Below are 23551 nucleotides of genomic sequence, written 5' to 3' on the forward strand. Positions count from 1 at the left end.
TTGCGCGGCAGGGTTTGGCCGCAAAACATATGAGAGGATGTATGTAGAAATGATTGCACACGGTAAGGACATTAAGATCTTTTGCGGAAGCTCCAACCAGGCGCTGGCCCTGGACATCTGCAAGAAGATCGGCACCTCCCTGGGTGAGGCCGAGGTGGGCACCTTCTCCGACGGCGAGAAGTATGTGTCCATCTACGAGACGGTGCGTGGCTCTGACGTCTTTGTGATCCAGTCCACCTGCAGCCCCGTCAACGACAACCTGATGGAACTGCTCATCATGATCGACGCCATGAAGCGCGCCTCCGCCGGCCGTATCACCGCGGTCATCCCCTACTTCGGCTATGCCCGTCAGGACCGCAAGACCAAGCCCCGCGATCCCATCTCCGCCAAGCTGGTGGCCAACCTCATCACCCGCGCCGGCGCCGACCGGGTCCTCACCATGGACCTGCACGCCAATCAGATCCAGGGCTTCTTCGACATCCCCGTGGACAATCTGATGGGCTCTCCCGTGTTCGTCAACCACTTCCTGGAGAAGTACAAGGACTGCCACGACGAGGTGATGGTGGTCTCCCCCGACGTGGGCTCCGTGGCCCGCGCCCGCGCCTTTGCCCAGAAGCTGGATATGCCTCTGGCCATCGTGGATAAGCGCCGCCAGAAGGCCAACTCCTCCGAGGTCATGAACATCATCGGCGATGTGCGCGGTAAGCGCGTCATCCTGCTGGACGACATGGTGGACACCGGCGGGTCCCTCTGCCACGCCGCCCAGGCTCTGGTGGAGATCGGCGGAGCCAAGTCGGTCACCGCCTGCGCCTCCCACGGCGTCCTCTCCGGTCCTGCGGTGGAGCGCATCCGCAACAGCGCCCTGGACGAGGTCCTCTTCCTCAACACCATCCCCGCCAAGGCGGAGACCTGCGACAAGATCAAGTATCTGTCCGTGGCCCCCATGTTCGCCGAGGCCATTGAGCGCATCTACGAGGAGATCTCGGTCTCCAAGCTGTTCCTGTAAGCATCCTCTCCCGCCTGCGGGCGGGTGCGGGGCGCCCCTGCCGGGTCATTTGCCCGGCGGGGACGCCCCCTTTTCTGCAATGCTGTAATCCTGTGAGGTGGTATCCATGTTTTTCGGAAGGACATCGGGCGGCGTATCCTGGCTGGTAGTGGGCCTTGGCAACATCGGTGAAAAGTACGACAACACCCGGCACAATGTGGGCTTTGAGGTAGCCGATGAGCTGGCGGAGCGGGGACGGGTACCTATCCAGAAGCTCAAGTACCGCGCCCTCACCAACACCCTGGAGATCGGGGGAGAAAAGGTTTTGCTGATGAAGCCGGTGACCTATATGAACCTCTCCGGTGAGGCGGTGGGGGAGGCGGCCCGTTTTTTCAAGGTGCCCGCCGACCATGTGCTGGTCATTTCAGACGATGTGTCCCTGCCGGTGGGAAAGCTGCGGGTGCGCCGCGGCGGTTCGGCCGGGGGGCATAACGGCCTGAAAAACATCATCCAGCACCTGGGCAGCGACCAGTTCCCCCGGATCAAAGTAGGTGTGGGGGAGAAGCCCCATCCCGACTACGACATGGCCGACTGGGTGCTGGGAAAATTCCAGGGGGAGGACCGCAAGACCATGGACGTGGCCGTCAAACGGGCGGCCGACGCGGTGGAGTGCTTCCTCCGGGAGGGGCCGGACAAGACCATGAGCCGCTTCAACGGGTAAGTCTGCCATCTTTCGTATTTTGTAAGAAAATCGTTCATTCTTCTCAAAAGCCGTCTGCTATTCTGTGTGAGAGAACACATGGAATGGGAGGCGGCTTTTATCAGACGCTGGATATTGGAACGGGCCCGGGTGGGCGCCTGGATCTGGATGGGCCTGGGGCTGCTGGGCCTAGCAGCGGCGGAAATGCTGTACGACGGGTGGCAGCTCCCACTGCTGCTGTTTTGGGTATGGGTCATAGGCTATATGGATGTGATCTCCATTCTAACGATAAAAGAACTGCGCCACCAGATGGCCCGGCTGGATCAGACCTGTGATCCGGCGCCGCTGTTGGCGTGGTGCCGCTCCGTCCTGCGGCAGAATCCGGGCAGTACCCGCTATCGGGTCTATGAGGGGTTTTGCCTGCTTCTGCTGGGGCGGGAGGTGGAGGCCCTGTCGGCCCTGGAACAGGTGGAGGGGCGGCGGAAGCTCTGGCGGCAGCCGGACAGCTTCCTGCTCTATGTGGCCTGCCGCAGTGATCTGTCCGACCCCGGGACGGCGGGACAGTGGCTGGAGCAGGGCCGCCGGGCGGCCCGCCGGAAATGGCTGGGGCGCAAGACCCTTGAGAAGGCCCTGAGGGAACAGGAGCTCTGCCTCGCCCTGCGGCAGGGACAGACCGAGGGACTGGAGGGGGCTATGAAGGACTGCCTGGAGAAGGCGTCTTCCCTGCGTCTGCGGGTGGCCTGGCACTATGAATTGGGGCAGCTCTTCCGGGCGCTGGGCCGGCCGGAAGAGGCGGCGGAGCATCTGCGCTTCGTGGCCCAGTATGGAAACCGTCTGGCGATACGCAGCCGGGCGGAGGAGTTGCTGGAGCTGGGACGCTGAGGCAGACCGTTCTTCCAATCCATATCGGAGCAAATGGGCGCCGCGGGAGAGAGCACTCCCGCGGCGCTGTACGCATGGGCAATTTTGTTACCAAACTGTGGGGACTTTTTGGCACGTATGGGATACAATCCAGAGAGACGGACCTGGAACGGCCCGGGAGAGGGATGGAAGGCATGGGACAGAGGAAATTGTTTTGCCAGTGGGGGCCGGTCTGCTACCGGATCTCACTGAAAAAGGAAGCGCTGCGGCGGAGGCTGTGGGACTGGCGGGAGCGCACCGCCTTTGCCCGAACCAGACAGGTGGAATCGCTTCCGGTGGTGGTGAAGGGACACCGCTCTCCCATCCTGCGCCCGCTGCACGGGGTGGATATGGCCCTTCAGGAGAACAAGCGGCAGAATCTGGCCCTGGCGGCCCCCTGTGTGGACGGTATCTGTGTGGAGCCGGGGCAGGTCTTTTCCTTCTGGGCACTGGTGGGGCCGCCCACCGCCCGGCGGGGATACCGGGAGGGCCTGACCATCGGCGGGGGGCGGTTCTACACCGGTGTGGGCGGGGGACTGTGCCAGCTGGCCAACTTGATCCACTATCTGGTGCTCAACAGCCCCCTCACCGTGCGGGAGCTCCACCACCACTCGGACGCCCTTTTCCCGGACGCCCGGCGGCGGGTGCCCTTCGGCACGGGCACGTCCATTTTCTATCCCCATGTGGATTACCGCTTCCGGAATGACACGGACCAGACCGTACAGCTGCGGGTGTGGCTGGAGGGGGACGACCTGTGCGGCGAACTGCGGGCCGGGCATCCCTTCCTGCGGCGCTACCGCCTGCGGGAGGAAGGCGCGGGCTATGTCCGGGAGGGGGAGGACTGGTTCCGGGTGAGCCAGGTCTACCGGGAGGTGCTGGACCGCGCCACCGGTGAAGTGGTGGGCCGGGAGCTGGTACTGGACAACCACTCCCGGGTGATGTATGATCCCGCCCTTATCCCCCAGGAGGAGAAGGTATGAGACTGCTGGAGCGGCTGCGGGAGAACTGCGGCAGACTGGGGGAGCGCCCCGCCTTCTGCAGCGGCGGGGAGACGATGAGCTGGGCGGTTCTGGGGGCAAAGGTGCGGGCAACCGCGGCTATGCTGGCCCAGGGCCGGGGACCGGTGGTGGTCTACGGGCACAAGGAGCCGTGGATGCCCGCGTGCTTTCTCGCCTGTCTGCTGGCCGGGCGGCCCTATCTCCCGGCGGACCGGAGCTGGCCCCACGAGCGGGTGCGCCGGGCGGCAGAGCTGGCCGGGGCCACGCTGCTGCTGGCGGTGGAACCGATGAAATTGCCCGGACTGGAGACCTGGGACCGGGGGGCGCTGGAGGCCCTCCCCGACCCTGGGACATGGTGCGAATGTATGGCCGGTCCGGCGGAGATTGCCTATATTATCTTCACCTCGGGGAGTACGGGAGTACCCAAGGGAGTCCCCATTTCCCGGGGAAGTTTAGACCATTTTTTGACCTGGGCCCTCTCCCTGCCGGGGATCGCCGCTTGTGCCGGGCGGGGAGTGCTCAATCAGGCGGGCTATGCCTTTGACCTGTCGGTGGCCGACCTCTATCTGGCGGTGATGACAGGGGGGACCCACACCGCCCTGACCGGAGAGGAGCAGAGCGACTTTTCCACAATGTTTGCCCGGATGTGGAAAAGCGGAGCGGGACTGCTGGTGGCCACGCCCACCTTCCTGCGGCTCTGCCTCACGGATGCGTCCTTCTGCTGCGGACAGATGGGAACTTTGGGCGGGGTGCTCTCCTGTGGGGAAGTCCTTCGGTCGCGGACAGCGGAAAAGCTGTTCCGGCGCTTCCCAAAACTGCTCCTCTACAACGCTTACGGCCCTACGGAGGGAACCTGCGCAGTCTCTGCTGCCTTCATCCATCCCGAGGACTGCGGGAGTGAGCTTCCCATCGGAGAGATGGCGCGGTGCGGCGCGGATATCTCCATAGAGATAGGGGGAGCGCCCTGTCCGGAGGGGACGGTGGGGGAGATCGTGCTGCGGGGCGCGCAGCTCTCGCCGGGTTATCTGAATGGGATACCGGGCGGGTTCCGGGATACCCTCACCGGGCGGGCCTACGGCACGGGAGACCTGGGGATAATTCGCGACGGAAAGCTCTGGTACCGGGGACGGATGGATGAACAGATCAAATACCGGGGCTACCGGGTGGAACCGGGGGAGATCGAGGCGGCGCTGGAGACCCTGAGCGGCATCGAGCGGGTGGCGGTGCTCCCCCGACTGGGCCGGGACGGGGGCGTACAGGGCCTGGTGGCCTTTGTGGAGAGCCCCCAATTACCTGACTGGAGCGGGGTGAAGGAGGAACTGGAACAGCGCCTCCCGCCCTGGATGTGCCCGGGGCAGTATGAGTGGGTGGAACATATGCCCCTTACCCCCAACGGAAAATGCGACCGGAATACCTTAAAGGAGTGGGTGCGAGATGGTAAGCCTGGATGAGATCCGGGACCTGCTGGTGGAGGCCTGTGGAAGTCCGGAGGCGGGGGAGCCGGGGGTGGACCTGCTGGAGCGGGGACTTCTGGACTCCCTGGCCCTCATCACCCTGCTGGAGGGCCTGGAGGACCGGGGGATCGAGCTGATCCCCACCCAGCTTCCCAAGGAGACCTTCCGCACGGCGGAGTCCATCCTGCAGGCGGCCCGGACGGCCGAAATGTGAAATAGAAAAAAGGTCTGCCCCCTTCTCAAAATAATTTAAATTTTTGAGAAGGGGGTGTTTTTGTACCGGAAACCGCCTGATTTCCCTTGACGGCCACCCCGAACAGGGACTATACTGTCCACACGTACACCCCCCTCCCGGATGGGAACGGGGGCTTTCGGCACGTCTATAACTTCCATATTTTTCTAGAAAGGAGGGCACAGCATGCAGCTGCTGACCCAGGTCCTGCGGGAGCTGCCGGAGGTGCGCAAGCTCCTAGCGGCCATCGAGGAGGGGGGCTGCCCCGCGGCCTTCTCCGGCCTCTCCCCGGTGCTGCGGGCCTATATTGCCGCCGCCGTCCGGCGGGAGACCGGCCGGAGCGTGGTACTGCTCTGCGCCGACGAGACCGAGGGGGAGCGCCTCAGCCGGGACCTGAGGGCCCTGACCGGGGAGGAGGTGCGCCTGGTAGCGGCCCGGGAGTTTACCTTCCACCACGCCGCGGTGGTCTCCCGCCAATATGAGCACCGGCGCCTGGCCGCCTTCCACGCTCTGCTGGAGGGGAAGAGTCCCCTCACCGTGGTAACGGTGGAGGCCCTCCTCCAGCGCACCCTGCCCCCGGAGGCCCTGAGACGGGCCAGCCGCACCATCCGCCTGGGGGAGAGCTATGACCTCAACGAGCTGGCCGAGGCCCTCTCCGCCGCGGGCTATACCCGGGGACAGCAGGTGGAGGGCGTGGGCCAGTTTGCCCTGCGGGGCGGTATTCTGGACTTCTTCTCCCCGGCCCAGGAGCGGCCGGTCCGGGTGGAGTTCTTCGGCGACGAGGCCGACTCCATGGGTTATTTTGACGTCAACACCCAGCGCCGAACGGAAAACTGTGAGGAGGCCTGCTTCCTCCCGGCGGCCGAGGTGCTGCCCCAGCTCTCCCCCGGCGGGGCGGAGGGACTGAAGGAGCGCCTGACCGGGCTGCTCTCCCAGGTCCGCCGCCGGAAAGGGGACCAGGCCGCCCTCCTTCAGAATCTGGAGGAGGATCTGGAGCGGCTGACCCAGGAGACCTCCTTCCCGGCCCTGGACCGGTATCTGGCCCTGGTCTATCCGGAGATGGCCACCGCCGCCGACTACCTGCCCGAGGACGCGGTGGTGCTCTTCAGCGAGAGCCCCCGGGTGGTCGAGCGGGGGAAAAACTATCTCTGGCAGATGGGGGAGGACACAAACGCCCTGCTGGAAAACGGCACGCTGGCTGGGGAGTGCGCCCGCTTTACCCGCACCCTGGAGGAGCTCTATGCCCGCCTGTCCGACTGGCCGGTGGCCTATCTGGACTCTTTTGCCACGGGGCAGTACCCCATGAAGCCCCGCACCCTTCTGAACCTGCTGGCCAAGCAGCTCCCCTCCTACGGGACCAGCCTGGAGACGGCAGTCTCCGACCTCTCCCACTATCTGGACGAGGGATACCGGGCGGTGGTGCTGGTCTCCAGCCAGCAGCGGGCCGACAACCTCCAGGCCCTCCTGCGGGAGCAGGGGCTCCGGCCTGCGGTGGACTATGCCCTCCACGCTCTGCCCGAGTCGGGAAAGGCCACCATCGCCGTGGGCGGATTGTCGGCAGGCCTGGAATTCCCGGAGGCCCGCTTTGCCATCCTCACCGAGGGGAGCGCGGCCCCTGTCAAGAAGGCCCGGGCCAAGGCAGTCACCAATCGGGCCAAGCTCAGCTCCTATGCCGATCTCTCTCCCGGCGACCTGGTGGTCCACGAACACCACGGGGTGGGCCGCTATCAGGAGATGGTCAAGATGCAGGTGGACGGGGTGGAGAAGGACTACATCAAAATCGCCTATGCCGGGGCGGATGTCCTCTATGTCCCCGCCACCCAGCTGGACCTGGTGAGCAAATACATTGGAGGCGGCGAGGACGCCCAGGAGAAGAAAAAACTCTCCAAGCTGGGGGGAAGCGACTGGGAAAAAGCCAAGACCCGGGCGAAAAAGGCGGTCAAGGACCTGGCCAAGGGCCTCATTCAGCTCTACGCCGAGCGGCAGCGCCAGCCGGGCTATGCCTTTTCACCCGACTCCGAGTGGATGCGGGAGTTTGAGGAGCAGTTTGAGTACGCCGAGACCGACGACCAGCTCCGCTGCATCGAGGAGATCAAGCGGGACATGGAGACAGCCCGGCCCATGGACCGTCTGCTCTGCGGCGACGTGGGCTACGGCAAGACGGAGGTGGCCTTCCGGGCCATCATGAAGTGTGTGCTGGACGGCAAGCAGGCGGCCATCCTGGTGCCCACCACTGTTCTGGCCCGGCAGCACTTCCTCTCCGCCAAGCAGCGCTTTGCCCGGTATCCGGTGGACATCGACGTGGTCTCCCGCTTCCGCACCAGCGCCCAGATGAAGGAGACATTGCGCCGGGTGGAGCAGGGGGGCGTGGACCTGCTCATCGGAACCCACCGGCTCTTTCAGAAGGATGTGAAGTTCAAGGACCTGGGGCTCCTGGTTATCGACGAGGAGCAGCGCTTTGGCGTGGCCCACAAGGAGCGGCTCAAGGAGATCTCCAAGCAGGTGGATGTGCTCACCCTGTCGGCCACTCCCATTCCCCGGACCCTCAATATGGCCCTCTCGGGCATCCGGGATATGTCCACCCTGGAGCAGCCCCCCATGGACCGGCAGCCGGTGCAGACCTATGTGCTGGAGCACGACTGGGGAGTCCTGGCCGATGCCATGCGCCGGGAGCTGGAGCGGGGCGGCCAGATTTACTACCTCCACAACCGGGTGGAGACCATCACCCGCACGGCCGCCCGTATCAAGGAGATGCTGGGAGGCGAGGTGTCCGTGGGGGTGGCCCACGGCAAGATGTCCCAGGAGGAGCTCAACGACGTCATGAAGCGCATGAGCGACGGCGAGGTGGATATCCTGGTGTGCACCACCATCATTGAGACCGGCATCGACATCGCCAATGCCAACACCCTCATCATTGAGGACGCCGACCACATGGGCCTGGCCCAGCTCCACCAGATCCGCGGCCGGGTGGGCCGCTCCAGCCGCCGGGCCTATGCCTATCTGACCTTCCGGAAGGGAAAGGTGCTCAGCGAGGTGGCCTCCAAACGGCTGGGCGCCATCCGGGAGTTTGCGGAGTTCGGCTCGGGCTTCAAGATCGCCATGCGGGATCTGGAGATCCGGGGCGCGGGCAACGTGCTGGGCCCCGAGCAGAGCGGCTTCATGCTCAGCGTAGGCTACGACCTCTACCTCAAGCTCCTGGAGGAGGCGGTGCTGGAGGAGCGGGGAGAGCCCGTGCCCCGCAACACCGAGTGCTCCGCCGACCTCACGGTGGCGGCCTCCATCCCCGACCGGTATGTGCCCAGTCCTGAGCAGCGGATGGACCTCTACCGGCGCATTGCCGCCATCCGCAGCGAGGAGGATGCCGACGATCTGACCGACGAGCTCATCGACCGCTATGGCGATCCCCCGCGGACGGTGAACAACCTCATCGCCGTGGCCCTCATGCGTGCCGACGCCGCTCGAAACGGCATTTTGGAGATCAATCAGAAGGGGACCAACCTCCATTTCTACCTCAGCGACTTCCAGCTGGAGCGGATCTCCACTCTTTGCGCCGAGCGGAAATACCAGGGGCGGCTGGTGGTGGTGCCCGGGGAGCGGCCCTGCATCGCCCTGCGCCTGAAAAAGGGAGAGGACGCCCTCAAGTGGAGCCGAAAGCTGGTGGAGGACTACTCCGCCACCGCCCCTGCCGTGGCGGAGTGACAGAGCGGGCGTGCCCTTTTCCGGTTGTGCTCGACGGACATCGGTGGTATAGTGTAACAAGCAAATAAAAGGAGGATATCCATGGATTTAATGAAACGAGGGCTGGGCGTGTTCCTGGCCGGCGCGGTGCTGACCGGCGCCCTTGCTGGCTGTGAGAGCAAGCCTGCGGCCGATGATGTGACCTACCAGCTGACCGGGATCGCGCGGGACGCTGTTTTGCTCAAGGTGGATGGCCAGCCGGTGACGGCGGAGGAGTACTTCTTCCAGCTGGGACAGGACATCGGCTATATGGAGCAGCTGGGGGCCCTCTCCGGAGAGGATGCCTGGGAACAGGAGATCAGCGATGGAAAGACCCTCTCCCAGTATGTGAAGGAAGATGCCCTACAGCTGGTGAAATACTACTCGGTCATCGAGAGCAAGGCCAAGGAGTACGGCGTCACAGTCACGGACGAGCAGAAGAGCGAGCTGGATACCCAGTTTGAGCAGCTGGAGGAGAGCCTGAAGGAACAGGGCGGCACCCTCCAGATGGCAGTGGACGCCCAGGGCATCTCCCAGGAGGGCTTCCGCAGCTTTATGGAGCAGAGCAGCTATCTGGTCCAGAATCTCTATGAGAAGCTGAGTGAGGAGGGTGGTCCTCTGGTCCCCACCGATGAGGACATGGATGCCTATCTGGAAGAGGAGGGGATCTACCGGGTCAAGCACATTCTCCTCTCCACCCGGCATGAGAACGAGGACGGCACCTACACCGCCTTTTCTGAGGCAGAAGAGGCCCAGGTAAAGGCTGAGGCCGACGCCTTGACGGCCGAGATCCGGGCCGCGTCCGATCCCCAGGCCCTCTTTGACGAGAAGATGAACGCCCGCAGCGACGACGGACGGGATGCCGACGGCAACCTCTATTCTCCTGACGGGTACACCGCTACGCCCGGCCAGATGGTGCAGGAGTTTGAGACGGCCGCCCTGGCGCTGGACGTGGGAGAGATCAGCGATCCGGTCAAGAGTGAGTTCGGCTACCACATCATCCTGCGGTTGGATGCCGATACCGACGAGACTCGGGCCTCCTATCCCCAGTACCGCTTCAGCCAGCTGACGGAGGAGTGGATGCAGGATGTCCAGGTGGAACTGACCGACGCCTATGAGAGCATCGATCCCAAGGATTACTACACAAAGCTGACCGCCCATGCGCAGGAAATCCAGGCCCAGGTAGAGGTCAACCAGCAGGCCACCGCCAGCCCCGCGCCCACCGGAAGTGCCGCGCCGGAGCCCACGGCCAGCCCTGCAGCCAGTCCTGCGCCCAGCGCATCGGCCCAGCCCTAAGCAGGGGGAGACCGAACCGCCCGCCGCCGGCTGAGCGCGGCGGCGTCCCCCTGGGGAGCCGGAGGAGGAACAGGAGGAGAGACCATGGAGACGCGGGTGCGCACGCTGGTGGTGGAAGATGACCGCGCCACCCGCATGCTGCTGGAGGACTGGGTGAGGACCCGGCCCGAACTGGAGCTGTGTCCCTGGTCTGCCGCCGACGGGGAGGAAGGGATGCGCCTGATCCGGGACTGGCAGCCGCAGCTGGTGCTGCTGGATCTCATCATGCCCCAGTGCAGCGGGATCTCCCTTCTGCGGGAACTGGAGCGGGACCCGCCTCCGGTGCGGCCCCGCATCCTGGTCCTCTCCAAGGTGGGCAGTGAGCTCATTGTGGATCAGGTGTTGTCCATGGGGGTGGACTTTTATCTGCGGAAACCAGTCAATTTGAGTGAGCTGGGGAACCTGGTGGATCTTTTGATCTGCCGCATTCCCCAGCAGGAGCCCGTTCTCCGGGGCCAGGCCTGGGAGATCCTCGCGGAAATGGGGGCGCAGAGTGAGTGGAAGGGCAGTCTCTGCGCCGCGCTGGCGGCCGAATGTCTGGCCGGTCATATTGGAGAGCGGCTCATGAAGGAGCTCTACTATGCGGCCATCCGGGAGAGCGGAGGCACCTATCAGAGCGTGGACAAAAATATCCGCGATCTGGTACACCAGCTCCACCAGAAGGGAGCGGCTTCCTATCAGCGTATCGTGAGGAGCGATACCCGCCCCTCCAACCGGGCCTTTCTCCAGGCGGTGGCCCGGGAGATCGAGCGCCGGACCGGCTTGAAATCATCTGAATCCTGACTCCGCGGGAGAGATCTTACATCTCTCCCGCGGAGTTTTTTTGCCTTGCGCCAGGATTCCCTTGCAATCGGACTTACGTCCCGGGTATGGTTATAGTCCAGAGTACTGGAAAAAAGTGGACGTGCAAAGGAGCGGAGGAAATCATGAGCGGATGGCACAGTCAAAGTGTCCGGGAGGTCCTGGACGGCCTGGGAACCGACGGACAGAAGGGGTTGACCCGGCAGGAGGCGGCACAGCGGCTGGAGCGGTACGGCCCCAATACCCTGGAGCAGGGAAAGCGACGGAGCATGGCCCTGCGCCTGCTGGACCAGCTCCGGGACCCCATGATCCTGGTGCTGCTGGGTGCGGCCGGGCTCTCCCTTTTGGTGAGCGGCGGAGAGGACTGGCTGGATGCCGCCATTATTTTGCTGATCGTGGTGGTAAACGCCGCCATCTCGATTTCTCAGGAGGACGGAGCGCAGCGCGCCCTGGAGGCCCTGCGCCGGATGTCGGCCCCCAAGGCCAAGGTAATCCGGGAGGGCACGGTGGTGCTGGTCCCGGCGGAGGAGCTGGTCCCGGGGGATCTGGTGGTGCTGGAGGCCGGGGATCTGGTCCCGGCGGACGGGCGTATCCTGGAGAGCACGGCCCTGCGCTGTGACGAGAGCGCCATGACAGGGGAGTCGGTCCCGGTCTCCAAAGGCGCCGGGGAGGTGCTGGGGGAGGATACCCCTCTGGCCGACCGGAGCAACATGGTGGTGGGGGCCACGGTGGTAACGGCGGGACATGCCCTGTGCGCCGTGACCGCCACCGGGATGAACAGTGAGGTGGGCCGCATCGCGGGGATGCTGCTTCTCCAGGAGCAGGGGGAGACCCCGTTGCAGAAAAAAATGGCCGAGGTCTCGGGGACCCTCTCCTTTGTGTGCCTTTGTGTGTGCGGCGTCATGTTTGGGGTGGGTCTCCTCTTTCACAAGCCGGTCTTTGAGATGTTTATGACGGCGGTCTCCCTGGCCGTGGCCGCCATTCCGGAGGGGTTGCCCGCCATTGTAACCATTGTCCTGGCCATGGGCGTGCAGCGGATGGTGAACCGCCATGCCATCGTCAAGCGTCTGCCGGCAGTGGAGACCCTGGGGTGCGCCGGGGTCATCTGCTCCGACAAGACGGGCACCCTGACCCAGAATCGGATGAAAGTGGTGGATCTGTGGACCCTGCGTCCAGGACAGCGAAAGCTGGCGCTGGAGATCGGGGCGCTGTGCAGCGACGTCCACGTGGAGCGCGGCAGCCGGGGGGAGGCGGTATATACCGGCGACCCCACAGAGATCGCCCTGGTGGAGCTGGCCCTGGGGGAGGGCGTGGACAAAAATGTGTGGGAAGAGACCCGGCCGCGCCGGGGGGAGGTCCCCTTTGACTCGGAGCGGAAGCTGATGAGTACCGTGCATGCCCGGCCGGAGGGGGGCTTCCGGGTACTGGTGAAGGGCGCGCCCGATGTACTGCTGCGGCGGTGCAAGATCGGGGGCGAGGAGAAGCAGCGCATCCTCTCGGCCAACGAGGGAATGGCCCGGCGGGCCCTGCGGGTGCTGGGACTGGCCTACCGGGATCTGGAACTGATGCCTCGGGAGTGCTCCAGCGCAGTGCTGGAACAGGGATTGACCTTTGTGGGGCTGGCGGGGATGATGGACCCGCCCCGGGCCGAGGTGAAAGAGGCGGTGGGCCGCTGCTACCGCGCGGGCATCCGGCCGGTCATGATCACCGGGGACCACAAGCTCACCGCCGTGGCGGTGGCCAAAGAGCTGGACATCTTCCAGCCGGGGGACCTGGCCCTGACGGGAGAGGACCTGGATTTTATGCCCCAGGAGATGCTGGAATCCGATGTGGAGCAGTTTTCGGTCTTTGCCCGGGTCTCCCCGGAGCACAAAATGCGCATCGTCAAGGCCTGGCAGAAGCGGGGAAAGGTGGTGGCCATGACCGGGGACGGCGTCAACGATGCCCCGGCTCTCAAGGCGGCTGACATTGGCTGTGCCATGGGGGTGACCGGGACCGACGTGGCCAAGGGCGCGGCGGATATGATCCTCACGGACGACAACTTTGCCACCATTGTGGCGGCGGTGGAAGAGGGGCGGGGGATCTACGCCAACATCAAGAAGGCCATCCACTACCTGCTCTCCTGCAACATTGGAGAGATCCTGACCATTTTTCTGGCCACTCTCTTTCAGTTCCGGCAAATGCCTCTGCTGCCGGTGCAGCTTCTGTGGCTCAATCTGGTGACCGACGCCCTGCCTGCTCTGGCGCTGGGGGTAGAGCCGGTGGAGGAGGGGATGATGGACCGCAAGCCCCGGGATGCCCATGCCTCCCTCTTTGACCGGGCCTTTTCCTTCCGCCTGGCCTGGCAGGGGGCCATGGTGGGACTGCTCACCCTGACAGCCTATTTTCTGGGGGAGTATGTGCTCTCCGACCCGCTGACGGCGTCAGCCACCGCCAATACCATGGCATTCGCCACGCTGACCTTCTGCCAGCTCTTCCATGCCTTTGATGTGCGCAGTGAGACCGAGTCCCTGTTTCACATCGGCCTGTTCTCCAATCTCTCCATGAATAAGGCCTTTTTGGTGGGGGCGCTGATGCAGCTGGCGGTATTGTGTATGCCGCCCCTTCAGATGATTTTCAAGACCGTGCCCCTGGGGGCGACGGAGTGGGCTGCGGTCCTGACCCTGGCCCTGACCCCTCTGGTGGTATGCGAGCTGACCAAGGCCCTGCGGCGGAGAAAAAGAGGTGAGGGGAAAAAGCCCAAGGAGGAGAAAGTGCTGGTGAGGAAGGGATAAGCCGCCCCGAGCCAAGCCTTTCTTTTGCTGAAACATAAAAAAGCCCTGGCCAGAGCGGCCAGGGCTTTTTAGGATTCTTTTGTGCGGGGATAGGGAGCCTCCACATCGGTGAGACCGGCCAGGTAGTCCATACTGGTATCCAATGCCAAGGCCAGTCGGCGGCACTGTTCAAAGGTAAAATATCGGCGGCCATTTTCCAGTTTAGAATAGTCGCTCTGGTCAATACCGGTCAGATGGTACATTTTGATCTGGGTATATCCCCGCTTTTTGCGGAGTTCTTTCAGTCGGGACATGGTACATCACCCAAGCTTATTATGGGTGAATTGACCTATTGAAATTAGGGTGATTTTGACCTATAATGCGGTAAAAGAGGTGATTTCAATGTGTGAGCAGGGGAACGAAGAAAATATCATACCATTAGTGTTAGCAGAACAGGCCGTTGGTCAGCTGGTATTAAAATGGATGGGCCAGGAAGCGAGAGAACGAGTGATATACCACTTAGGCTGCAATAGGGCGGTTCACGCACTGGAAGAGATCCGACAAGTTCTTGAAAATATGGATATAGATGATCCGACTTGTTTTCGTAGGATAGAAGAAATTATAGGAATCTTTTTTGACCATGGCCTTCCGACACGCAGACATGAGGAGTTTGAATAGTTGGGGGCGGAACTGCTTTTGATAAGGTGAACATGCGTAAGAAAAAAGACCCCGCCAGATAGGAGGCGCAGCTCCTATCTCAGGCGGGATCTTGTATTTATTTAGCCTGCTCCTCCGGCAGGGGACGGATGAGGACGAAGGGGGTCAGCTGGCGGTCCTGGCCGGCGGGATTGTCCCGGATCAGGTCCAGCAGAGCTTCATCGCTCTCCTTGAGCTGGGAGCAGTGGCCCAGCATCTCCACGTTGAGGTCGTTGGCGTCCACGATCATGGAGAGGATGCCGGTCTTTTCAAAGATCTCGTCGCAGACCCCGGCGGGATTTTCTGGGATGCGCACGCCCATATGTTCATACTCAGGGATGTCCTCGCCGTAAAAGCCGTCCAGACCGGAGACCTCCAGACCGGCGATCCGGTAGAAGGTGCCCCGGACGCCGCGGAGCTTATCGATGGCGGCCCGGAAAGCGGCCCACAGGATCTTGGGCAGACCGCAGACATTGATGGCAAACTGCATCTTGATGGGCAGACCCATGCCGGGACCGGCGGAGGTCTGATGGACGAAGCGGGAGAGTACCTTGGCCCAGAAGCCGGGCTTGAGCTCCTCTTCGGTGACCACCCGCTTCTGGCAGATGGCAATGACCTTTTCGCTCATGGAGAGGATGTCCCCCTCCTGATAGACGGGCTTGACATACCGCTCCATCAGGTCGATATAGCTCTCTCCCACTGTGACAAAATGGGTGGCGATGGCATGGCGGGCCCAGGTCTTGCCCATGGCCTGGATGGTGACGCTTTTTCCTTCGTTGGCATGGAATTCCATGAACGTTCCTCTTTTCACAAATATATAGTATCGGGCGGCCGCAGGGGCCGCGGCGGGTTTTCGGCAGACATTATTATAACCAGTCCCCCTCCAAAAGGCAACGGCGGAGGAGGGAATTTCAGAAAAATCCCCCGGAAGCCGCGGCTTCCGGGGGATTTTTGATTACTTTTTCGCCGAGTTGGGCAGGAACTTCCGGTACTTCTCAATGTAGGGAGAGAAGTCATAGCGCTTGGGCCGGGGGAAATACTCCGTGTGGAGCAGCTCGTGGGCCTTATGGCTGAGCGGATGATCGAAGAACTCCTGATAAATGGTCTGGATATCGGGGTTCTCGTGGCTCTTGCGCAGAGGCAGGCTCTTGTCCAGATCATAGAGGGCCTTGATGCGGGCCTTGCGCTTTTCGTTATTGGTGCCGATGGGCTGTCCGCCGCCGCCGATGCAGCCGCCGGGACAGGCCATGATCTCGACGAAGAGATAGTCGGCCTCGCCGCTCTGAATCCGGCGGATGACCTCCTCGGCGTTCTTCAGGCCGTTGACCACGGCCACCTTGAGGGGCGTGCCGTCCAGATCGATGGTGGCCTCCTTGATGCCGCCCACCTCACCGCGGACTTCCTCGAACTCCAGGCGGGGCAGTTCCTTCTTGGTGTAGAGCTCATAGGCGGTACGCAGCGCGGCCTCCATGACGCCGCCGGTGGCGCCGAAGATGGCGCCCGCGCCGGAGCCGGTGCCCAGGGGAGAATCAAAGTCGCTCTCGGGCAGGTTCACCGGGTTGAGACCTTCGTAGCGGATGAGCTTGGCCAGCTCGCGGGTGGTCAGGACCACATCCACGTCCTGATAGCCGTCCCGGCCCAGTTCGGGACGGGTGGCCTCGAACTTCTTGGCGGTACAGGGCATGACCGAGACCGAGAAGATGTCCTTGGGATCCCAGCCCATGCGCTGGGCATAATAGGTCTTGAGGACCGCGCCGAACATGCCCTGGGGGCTCTTGGCGGTGGAGAGGTTGCCGATGAGTTCGGGGTGATGCTTCTCCATGAAGTTGACCCAGCCGGGGGAGCAGGAGGTGATCATGGGCAGACGGCCGCCCTTCTGGATGCGCTCCAGGAGCTCGGAGCCCTCCTCCATGATGGTGAGGTCGGCGGTGAAGTTGGTGTCAAAGACCTTCTCAAAGCCCATCATCTTGAGGGCGGTGACCATCTTGCCGGTGACCAGCGCGCCGGGCTCCAGCCCGAAGTCGTCGCCCAGGGCCACGCGGACCGAGGGAGCGATCTGCACCACCACGTGCTTGTTGGAGTCGTGGAGGGCGTGGCGGACATGGCTGGTGTGATCCACCTCGGTGAGGGCGCCCACGGGGCAGACCAGGGTACACTGGCCGCACAGGACGCAGTCGGTCTCGTTCATGGGCAGGTCAAAGGCGGTGGTGACCTTGCAGTCCGCGCTGCGTCCGGTGAAGGAGAGGGCGCCGATGCCCTGAACCTCGGAGCAGACCTTCACGCAGCGGCCGCACTTGACGCACTTGGAGGGGTCGCGCACGATGGAGGGGTTATCCAGACGGGGGCGCTCCTGGGAGGAGACGTCGGGCAGGTCGGGCTTCAGACGGTTGAAGCGGCGGCACAGATTCTGCAGGTCGCAGTTATTGTTGCGGGCGCAGGCCAGGCAGTCCTGCCGGTGATCGGCCAGGATCAGGTCCAGCACGCCCACCTGGGCGTCGTAGACCCGCTTGGAGTCGGTCACGACCTCCATGCCCTCCCACACCAGGGTGGAGCAGGCGGCCAGCAGCTTGCGCTGACCGGTGACCTCCACCATACACATACGGCAGTGGGCCTTGATGGACTGGTCGGGATGATAGCAGAGGTGGGGGATATCGATGCCGATGCTCTGGGCCGCCTCGATGATCCGGGTCCCGGCGGGAACCTCCACGGGCATATGATTGATGGTCAGATGGATCATTTTGGTCTCGCTCATCTGACAGCCACCTCCTTCTTAACGGCAAATACTTCGGGGAAGCGCTTCATGGCGGAGAGGAGAGCGGACTGCGCCGTCTCGCCCAGGCCGCACATGGACGCGGTGGACATGATGTTGGCGTATTTCTCCATGAGCTTGATGTCCTCTTCAGTGTGGGTGCCCGCGGCGATCTTGTCCAGGAAGCGGGCGATGTGGCGGTTGCCCTCCCGGCAGGGGGTGCACTGGCCGCAGGACTCATGGGAGAAGAACTGCTGGGTCATGCGCAGGAAGCCGATGACGCTGGTGCGCTCATCCACCACCAGGATGGCGCCCGAGCCGATGGCGGTGAGATCGGCGCCCTTCATGCCCTTGTAGGTGTACTGGGTATCCAGCTGGGCCGGAGAGGCCAGCCGACCGGAAGCGCCGCCCAGCTGGACCAGCTGGAGCTGATGGCCGTCCTCGATGCCGCCGGCCAGGTCATAGATGATCTCCCGCAGGGTGATGCCGAAGGGAACCTCGAACACACCGGGATTCTTAACGTTTCCGCAGACCGAGATGAGCTTGGTGCCGGGGCAGTCGGGCGTGCCCTGGCTCTTGTAAAACCCGTCCTTGTCCAGCAGCAGCGGGGGCACCAGGGAGAGGGATTCCACGTTGTTCACGCAGGTGGGCAGGTGGAAAGCGCCGCACTGCTTGATGAAGGGGGGCTTCATGCGGGGACGGCCCGAGTGGCCCTCCAGGGATTCGCACAGGGCGCTGCCCTCGCCGCAGACATAGGCACCCGCGCCCGAGTAGAGGTGGATGTGATAATGGAAGCCCTCGTGGCCCAGAATGTTCTCGCCCAGATAGCCGGCCTTTTCACACTGCTCAATGGCGGAGAGCAGCTGGGGACGCAGATGGGAGTACTCCTCCCGCATGTAGATGTAGCCGTTATCGGCGCCCACCGCCCAGCCGGCGATGATCATGCCCTCCAGCAGCTGGAAGGGGTCCTTGGAGAGGAGCTCACGGTCCTTGAAGGTGCCCGGCTCGCCCTCGTCGGCGTTACAGACCACGCACTTGTGGGGGGCCTGCACCGCCCGGGCCTGGGACCACTTGCGTCCCATATCGTAGGCCGCGCCGCCGCGTCCCTGGACGCCGTTGTCCGCCAGAAGCTGTGCGATGGCGTCCCCGTCCATATCCAGCGCCTTGCGCAGGGCGGTAAAGCCGCCGATGAACTCATAGGACGCCAGGCTGGAGGGGTTATACTTCCCGAAATTCCGAGTGATGAAAGAGACAGTCTTACTCATGCCTTCACGCCTCCCTTAATCAAGCTGGCGGAGCATATCCATGATACGCTCCTCGCTGTCCAGATGGCCGTAGACCACGCCGTTGACCCGCACCGCAGGGGAGACGTCGCACGCGCCGAAGCAGGGGACCTTTTCAATGGAGAAACGGCCGTCATAGGTGACCTCTCCCACCTCGAGATTCAAAAGCCGCTTGAGGGTCTCACACAGTGCGTCGCTGTCCTTGACCCGGCAGGGGGCACTGTCGCACACCTGAAGGGTGTACTTGGCCCGGGGCTGATCGTGCAGGGCGGTATAGAAGGAAATGACGTCGTAGACCTGCGTGGGAGGAATGGACAGCCGCTCGGCCAGATAGTAGGCGGCGGGCTCGGGGATATAGTGCCGCTCCACACCGGCCTCCAGGTCCAGCAGGATTCCGACCAGCTGAGTGGGATCTCCGTTATGACGGGCGATGACATCGTCCACCAGGGCCACCAGTTCGGGTGTAAGCTCATTTAATTTCTGTGCAAAGGGCTTCATGCAGGGGCCTCCTTTTTAAACCCGCACTGGGCTGTACGGGTGAGTTTAAAAAACAGAAACTGCGGTATAAAGTTTATAAAAAGTGGTACAAACAGAAAAAAAGATGGCATACAGCCATAAAAAGTGCCGACTTGGAATTTATGATTCAATTTTATACTCATCATTCTAAATTTGCAAGTACAAAAATACTTAGGACAGTATATATGGAGAAACAGACAAAAACACCGGGCTAAACATAGATAATATGACGAATTAGCGTGGTATAAAAAGGGGAGGGTATGGGCAGAATGAAACCGATCCATGGCTGGATGATATGGGGGAGGGAGCGCTATGTGGGATAGAAAAAAACGGGAAGAGGCCGTGCCGCCGCATCCGAGAAAGGAACCGAGGCTGGAGGGACCGCTTACCCTGGAGCGGATCCGGGAAGTCTTCCGGGACTGCGCCGACTTTTCGGTGCGGGAGGTGGAGCGGCCGGGGGGCAGCGGAGAAAAGCTGGTGCTCTGTTCCATTATGGGAATGGTAAAGCTGGAGCGGGTCAGCGACTATATCCTGCGCCCCTTGGCCCAGGATGATGCGCTCCGGCAGCTGGACAACCGGGCGGCCTACCGCCGAATGGCGGAGGGCGCCCTTTACAATCTGTTGGTGACCGAGCGGACCACGGTGGACCAGGTGGCCTATGATCTGGTGAGCGGATGGTGCATTCTGTTTTGCCCGGGGGAGAGTACCGCCCTCTCTCTCTTTGTGGCCACCGAGGACAAGCGCGCTGTGGGCCCGCCGGTCAACGAGACGGTGCTCAAGGGCGCGCGGGACGGATTTGTGGAGAGCCTGCGCACCAATACCAGCCTGGTGCGCCGCCACATCAAAGCGCCCGAGCTCAAGATCCGAGAGCAGATCGTGGGACGACAGTCTCTGACCAGCGTGGACATTGTTTGGCTGGACGGGATCGCCGACCCGGAGACCGTGGCAGAGGTGGAGCGGCGAATGGCCCGGATCGACATAGATGCCGTGCTCTCCTCGGGAAATCTGGAGGAATATCTGGTGGATGATGTTGCCACCGCCTTCCCGCTCATCCAATATACAGAGCGGCCCGACCGGTTTTGCGGCGGCCTGGCGGAAGGCCGGGCGGGTATCTTAGTGGACGGCCTGCCCTTTGGTTACCTGGCCCCCGGCACAGTGAGCAGCTTTCTGCGGGCGGGACAGGATAAATCCAACAATTGGCTGCTGGCCTCTGTGCTGACGCTGCTGCGCTATTTGTGCGTCCTGGTGACGCTGCTTCTGCCTGCCCTCTATATTGCCATGGCGACCTTCCATCAGGAGATGATCCCAACACGCCTGGCCCTGTCCATGATCGCGGCCAAGCAGGATGTGCCCTTTCAGACGGTGTTTGAGGTGCTCATTATGCTCATCGCCTTTGAGATCTTGCAGGAGGCCGGGCTGCGGCTCCCCCAGTCCATTGGACAGACGGTATCCATCATCGGCGGTCTGGTGGTGGGTCAGGCGGCGGTAGAGGCCAAGATCGTCTCGCCTGCTGTCCTTATTGCGGTGGCCATCGCGGGCATCGCGGGCTATACCATGCCCAGTCAGGAGATGGCGGGCGCGCTGCGGATATGGCGTTTCCTGCTGGCAGTTCTGGCCAGTGCGGCTGGACTCTTCGGCGTAGTGGGGGGCGCGGCGCTGCTGGTCTATCACCTGGCCAAGATAGAGAGCTTCGGTGTGCCCTATCTGGCGCCCTTTGCGGGCGGAGCCGGCCTGGGCGGAACGGCACGGGCCGTGGTGCGTGCCCCGCTGCCCTGGCAGAAGCTGCGGGAGCGGATACTGAAAACCCCGAACAGGAGAAAGCAGCGATGAAACAGGTAAAGCGAATGGGGTGTCTTGCGGCCAGCGCGGCCCTGCTGTTGGGGCTGAGCGGGTGCAAGGAGACCTTTGATTTTCTGCCCTATTCCCGGGAACTGGAGAATATGGCTCTGATGCGGACCATGGGTGTGGATGCCGGAGAGGGAGAGAGTATCTCTGTGACGGTATCCAGCGGAGAGCAGAGCAAGGGCAGCGGAGAGGGCAACAGCAGCGCGGTGGTCCTACAGGAAGAGGCCGAGACCATCAGCGGAGCCTGCCTGTCCATGCAGGGCAGGGGAGTATCCTATGTTTTTTACGGGCACGTGGGCCAGCTGCTGCTGGGAGAAGAACTTGCCCGCGCGGGAGTGGATACCTCTCTGGACTATGTACTGCGGGATATTGAGATGCGCCTGCAGACCAATGTTTATCTGGTGCGGGGCGCCCGGGCGGGGGAGGCCATTCAGGCGGCCGCGGAGACCGGGTCGGCCACCCGGCGTCTGGAGGCCATGGAAAATGACGCGGGGCTCCTGTCTCACTCCATGTCCCGGAGTGTGGAGGACGCGCTTCGGGATTTGGAGGAGACAGGATGTACCTTTCTGCCCTCCCTTCGTCTGGAGGGGGAGGAGCGAATCATGGCGGCCGACGGATATGGTCTCATTCAATATGGTCAGCTGGTCGACTGGGTGGACGGCGATGGGGCGAAAGGCGTGAACCTTCTCATGGGAGAGGTGGATGCCGATGTGCTGGAGCTGGATCTGCCCGAGCTGGGGAAGGTGGCCCTGCGGATTGTAGGGGCCAAGAGCCGGGTGGAGCCGGTGGTGCAAGACGGGAGAGCGACCGGGCTGACGGTGACCTGCCGGGTGGACGCCAACCTGGCGGAGGGCGCCGGAGAAGTCAATTTGGCCCGGGAAGAGATCCGCAGACAGCTGGAGGAGGCCCTGGAGCAGTGCAGCCGCAGCCGGTTGGAACAGGCACTGGAATACTGCCGGACCTGGGATGCAGATTTCTTTCAGCTAGAAAACCGAGCGGGGCGGTCGGCCCCCTGGCAGAAAGAGATGCTGAAAAAGGAGTGGGAGCCGTCCATGCCGATCGAAGTTCGGGTGGAAGGGACCCTGCGCCGGGGCTATGATGTGGGAAACGAGTTTACCATGAGGGGGAACACCAATGAAGACCGATAATATTTCCATGCGGCAGGTATTGTCGCTGCTCAGCGCGGCGCTGCTTTCTCCTCTGATCCTGCTTCTTCCGGGGGAGACTGTGGCGGTGGGAGGACGGGCGGGATGGCTCTCTGCGCTGGCAGCGCTGCCGGTGGCTCTCCTGGTGGGATGGGCATTCCGCAGATTGTTGGGGGCGGCCCCGGCGGGGACGGGACTGGCTGGTGCACTGGAGCTGGCCTTTGGACGGTGGGGCGGCCGGGTGGTCACACTGGTTTATCTGGTGTGGGGGTTGCTGCTGCTGGGGTGGAATACCCGCTGGTGCGCCTTTCGCTTTCTGGCCACTACGTACCGCAATGCGCCGCTCAAGCTGTTCTTTTTTATTCTGTTGGGTGTGACCTTATGGATCGGGCGGGGAAAACGTGTGGCCTTCCTGCGCGCGGCGGAGGTGTTTGCACTGGCACTGGGCATTGCCCTGGTGCTGGCGCTGGGCCTGGGGACCCTTAAGACAGAATGGGGAAACATTGCCCCCATTTGGATTGAAGATCTGCCCGGGGCCGTATGGGGGGCGCTTCCGGTGCTGGGGCTGCTGGGCTATGGCGTATATGCCGCCTTTCTGGGCGGGCATATGGCGGGACGGCCGGAAAACGGGAGGCAGCTCACGCGCTGGATCTGGGGAGCAGGGATCCTGTTGGCGGTGTTCCAGCTGGTGTGTATTGCGACTTTTGGTCCGGGTCTGATCGAACGAATGGATATCCCCTTTTTTATGATGGTAAAGGATGTACGGGTGCCCGGAGCCTTTGAGCGGGGGGAATCCCTGGTGATGGCGCTGTGGGTACTGGCTGACCTTGCGCTGTTGGAAATGCTGTTTTTTGGCTGCCGGAGTGTTCTGGAACATTGGAATGGTGGAGCGTACCGGGAGTGGATGCCCTGGGTGATTGCCGGAGCAGCCATGGCAGCTGGACTATGGACGGTACCGGATGCCTTTCAGCTGAACTGGTTGATGGAAAAGGCGGTCACAGTGGGGAATGTGTGTGTGGGTATCCTGCTCCCTGTCATTGGGGCAATTATCCTGTATATAAGAGAGAGAAAGCGGACAGAATAACATCATGGAAATGGAAGCCAGACCCACTGCAAAGAAAAAGTGAAGAAAAGTGAAAAAAGGTGTTGACAAAAGCGGTGTGGGGTGGTATTCTATCTGAGCGCCTCACGAGAGGGCACTGAAACGAGTCGAAAAGTGAGAAGAAACCGAGCGGAAGCTGGACGGACTTCGAGCGGGACTTGAAAAAAGTGCTTGACAAAGTGAGAAGCGTGTGGTAAACTGAATGAGTTCGCTCGGGAGAACGGAAGTCGTTGAAAAAGGACTGAAATCGAGTGATTCGAGGTTGAAAACCTCGAAAAAACTTGAAAAAAGTTCTTGACAGACTCGAAAGAGTGTGGTAAAATAAACGAGTTCCTCGACG

General features: G+C 62.5%; 19 protein-coding genes. 14 read left to right on the forward strand and 5 right to left on the reverse strand.

Going from position 1 to position 23551, the window contains the following annotated elements; translation table 11 throughout:
• Positions 1-49: 49 nt before the first annotated feature.
• The 10 genes from H8S34_RS05210 to H8S34_RS05255 all read left to right on the forward strand — a co-directional run bounded on the left by H8S34_RS05210 (position 50) and on the right by H8S34_RS05255 (position 13896).
• Positions 50-1006: a ribose-phosphate pyrophosphokinase gene (locus H8S34_RS05210; RefSeq protein WP_101692624.1), complete on the forward strand. Its 957-nt coding sequence runs from the start codon at positions 50-52 to the stop codon at positions 1004-1006.
• 106 nt (positions 1007-1112) lie between these two features.
• Entirely contained in the window at positions 1113-1706 is a 594-nt protein-coding gene (pth, locus tag H8S34_RS05215) for an aminoacyl-tRNA hydrolase (RefSeq protein ID WP_101692625.1), read from the forward strand.
• A gap of 114 nt (positions 1707-1820) precedes the next feature.
• On the forward strand, positions 1821-2567 hold the full coding sequence (locus tag H8S34_RS05220) for a tetratricopeptide repeat protein (protein WP_101692626.1): 747 nt from the start codon (positions 1821-1823) through the stop codon (positions 2565-2567).
• Between the two features lie 173 nt (positions 2568-2740).
• Positions 2741-3565, forward strand: a complete 825-nt coding sequence (locus H8S34_RS05225) for a VanW family protein (protein ID WP_186963228.1) — start codon at positions 2741-2743, stop codon at positions 3563-3565.
• Positions 3562-5034, forward strand: a complete 1473-nt coding sequence (locus tag H8S34_RS05230; protein ID WP_186963229.1) for an AMP-binding protein — start codon at positions 3562-3564, stop codon at positions 5032-5034. The genes H8S34_RS05225 and H8S34_RS05230 overlap by 4 nt, the downstream gene beginning before the upstream one ends.
• A complete protein-coding gene (locus H8S34_RS05235; protein ID WP_101692629.1) occupies positions 5018-5251 on the forward strand; it encodes a phosphopantetheine-binding protein in 234 nt (77 codons plus the stop codon). The genes H8S34_RS05230 and H8S34_RS05235 overlap by 17 nt, the downstream gene beginning before the upstream one ends.
• Before the next feature lie 204 nt (positions 5252-5455).
• Positions 5456-8968 carry a transcription-repair coupling factor gene (mfd, locus tag H8S34_RS05240; protein ID WP_186963230.1) on the forward strand — a complete coding sequence of 1171 codons (3513 nt, stop codon included), beginning with the start codon at positions 5456-5458 and terminating at the stop codon, positions 8966-8968.
• Positions 8969-9049: 81 nt separating this feature from the next.
• Positions 9050-10282 carry a peptidylprolyl isomerase gene (locus H8S34_RS05245; protein WP_186963231.1) on the forward strand — a complete coding sequence of 411 codons (1233 nt, stop codon included), beginning with the start codon at positions 9050-9052 and terminating at the stop codon, positions 10280-10282.
• An 84-nt stretch (positions 10283-10366) separates the two neighbouring features.
• Positions 10367-11104 (forward strand): response regulator, encoded by a 738-nt coding sequence (locus tag H8S34_RS05250; RefSeq protein WP_186963232.1) that lies wholly within the window; start codon positions 10367-10369, stop codon positions 11102-11104.
• A gap of 143 nt (positions 11105-11247) precedes the next feature.
• Entirely contained in the window at positions 11248-13896 is a 2649-nt protein-coding gene (locus H8S34_RS05255; RefSeq protein WP_186963233.1) for a calcium-translocating P-type ATPase, PMCA-type, read from the forward strand.
• 68 nt (positions 13897-13964) lie between these two features.
• Here the strand turns inward: H8S34_RS05255 and H8S34_RS05260 are convergent, their stop codons facing one another.
• A complete protein-coding gene (locus tag H8S34_RS05260; RefSeq protein ID WP_186963234.1) occupies positions 13965-14189 on the reverse strand; it encodes a helix-turn-helix domain-containing protein in 225 nt (74 codons plus the stop codon).
• Between the two features lie 49 nt (positions 14190-14238).
• On the opposite strand from H8S34_RS05260, the gene H8S34_RS05265 reads away from it, so the two are divergent.
• Complete coding sequence (locus tag H8S34_RS05265) at positions 14239-14553, forward strand: hypothetical protein (RefSeq protein ID WP_207724891.1); 315 nt, start codon at positions 14239-14241, stop codon at positions 14551-14553.
• 97 nt (positions 14554-14650) lie between these two features.
• Here H8S34_RS05265 and H8S34_RS05270 read toward each other — a convergent pair whose 3' ends face one another.
• The 4 genes from H8S34_RS05270 to H8S34_RS05285 form a co-directional block, all read right to left on the reverse strand.
• Complete coding sequence (locus tag H8S34_RS05270) at positions 14651-15364, reverse strand: F420-0--gamma-glutamyl ligase (RefSeq protein ID WP_186963236.1); 714 nt, start codon at positions 15362-15364, stop codon at positions 14651-14653.
• Positions 15365-15526: 162 nt separating this feature from the next.
• On the reverse strand, positions 15527-17323 hold the full coding sequence (locus tag H8S34_RS05275; RefSeq protein WP_186963237.1) for an NADH-dependent [FeFe] hydrogenase, group A6: 1797 nt from the start codon (positions 17321-17323) through the stop codon (positions 15527-15529).
• Entirely contained in the window at positions 17320-18585 is a 1266-nt protein-coding gene (locus H8S34_RS05280) for a complex I 51 kDa subunit family protein (protein WP_101692636.1), read from the reverse strand. Before H8S34_RS05280 ends, H8S34_RS05275 begins: the two co-directional genes overlap by 4 nt.
• 15 nt (positions 18586-18600) lie before the next feature.
• Positions 18601-19101, reverse strand: coding sequence for an NADH-quinone oxidoreductase subunit NuoE family protein (locus H8S34_RS05285; protein WP_101692637.1), 501 nt, complete (start codon positions 19099-19101; stop codon positions 18601-18603).
• A gap of 330 nt (positions 19102-19431) precedes the next feature.
• Between H8S34_RS05285 and H8S34_RS05290 the strand changes: the two genes are divergently transcribed.
• The 3 genes from H8S34_RS05290 to H8S34_RS05300 are packed head-to-tail and all read left to right on the forward strand — an operon-like array spanning position 19432 to position 23193.
• Complete coding sequence (locus H8S34_RS05290) at positions 19432-20949, forward strand: spore germination protein (RefSeq protein WP_101692638.1); 1518 nt, start codon at positions 19432-19434, stop codon at positions 20947-20949.
• Positions 20946-22112 carry a Ger(x)C family spore germination protein gene (locus H8S34_RS05295; RefSeq protein WP_243207912.1) on the forward strand — a complete coding sequence of 389 codons (1167 nt, stop codon included), beginning with the start codon at positions 20946-20948 and terminating at the stop codon, positions 22110-22112. Before H8S34_RS05290 ends, H8S34_RS05295 begins: the two co-directional genes overlap by 4 nt.
• Complete coding sequence (locus H8S34_RS05300; protein WP_101692639.1) at positions 22099-23193, forward strand: GerAB/ArcD/ProY family transporter; 1095 nt, start codon at positions 22099-22101, stop codon at positions 23191-23193. Before H8S34_RS05295 ends, H8S34_RS05300 begins: the two co-directional genes overlap by 14 nt.
• Positions 23194-23551: the final 358 nt, after the last annotated feature.

The organism is Pseudoflavonifractor hominis (genome assembly GCF_014288125.1).
GTDB lineage: Bacteria > Bacillota > Clostridia > Oscillospirales > Oscillospiraceae > Pseudoflavonifractor_A > Pseudoflavonifractor_A gallinarum.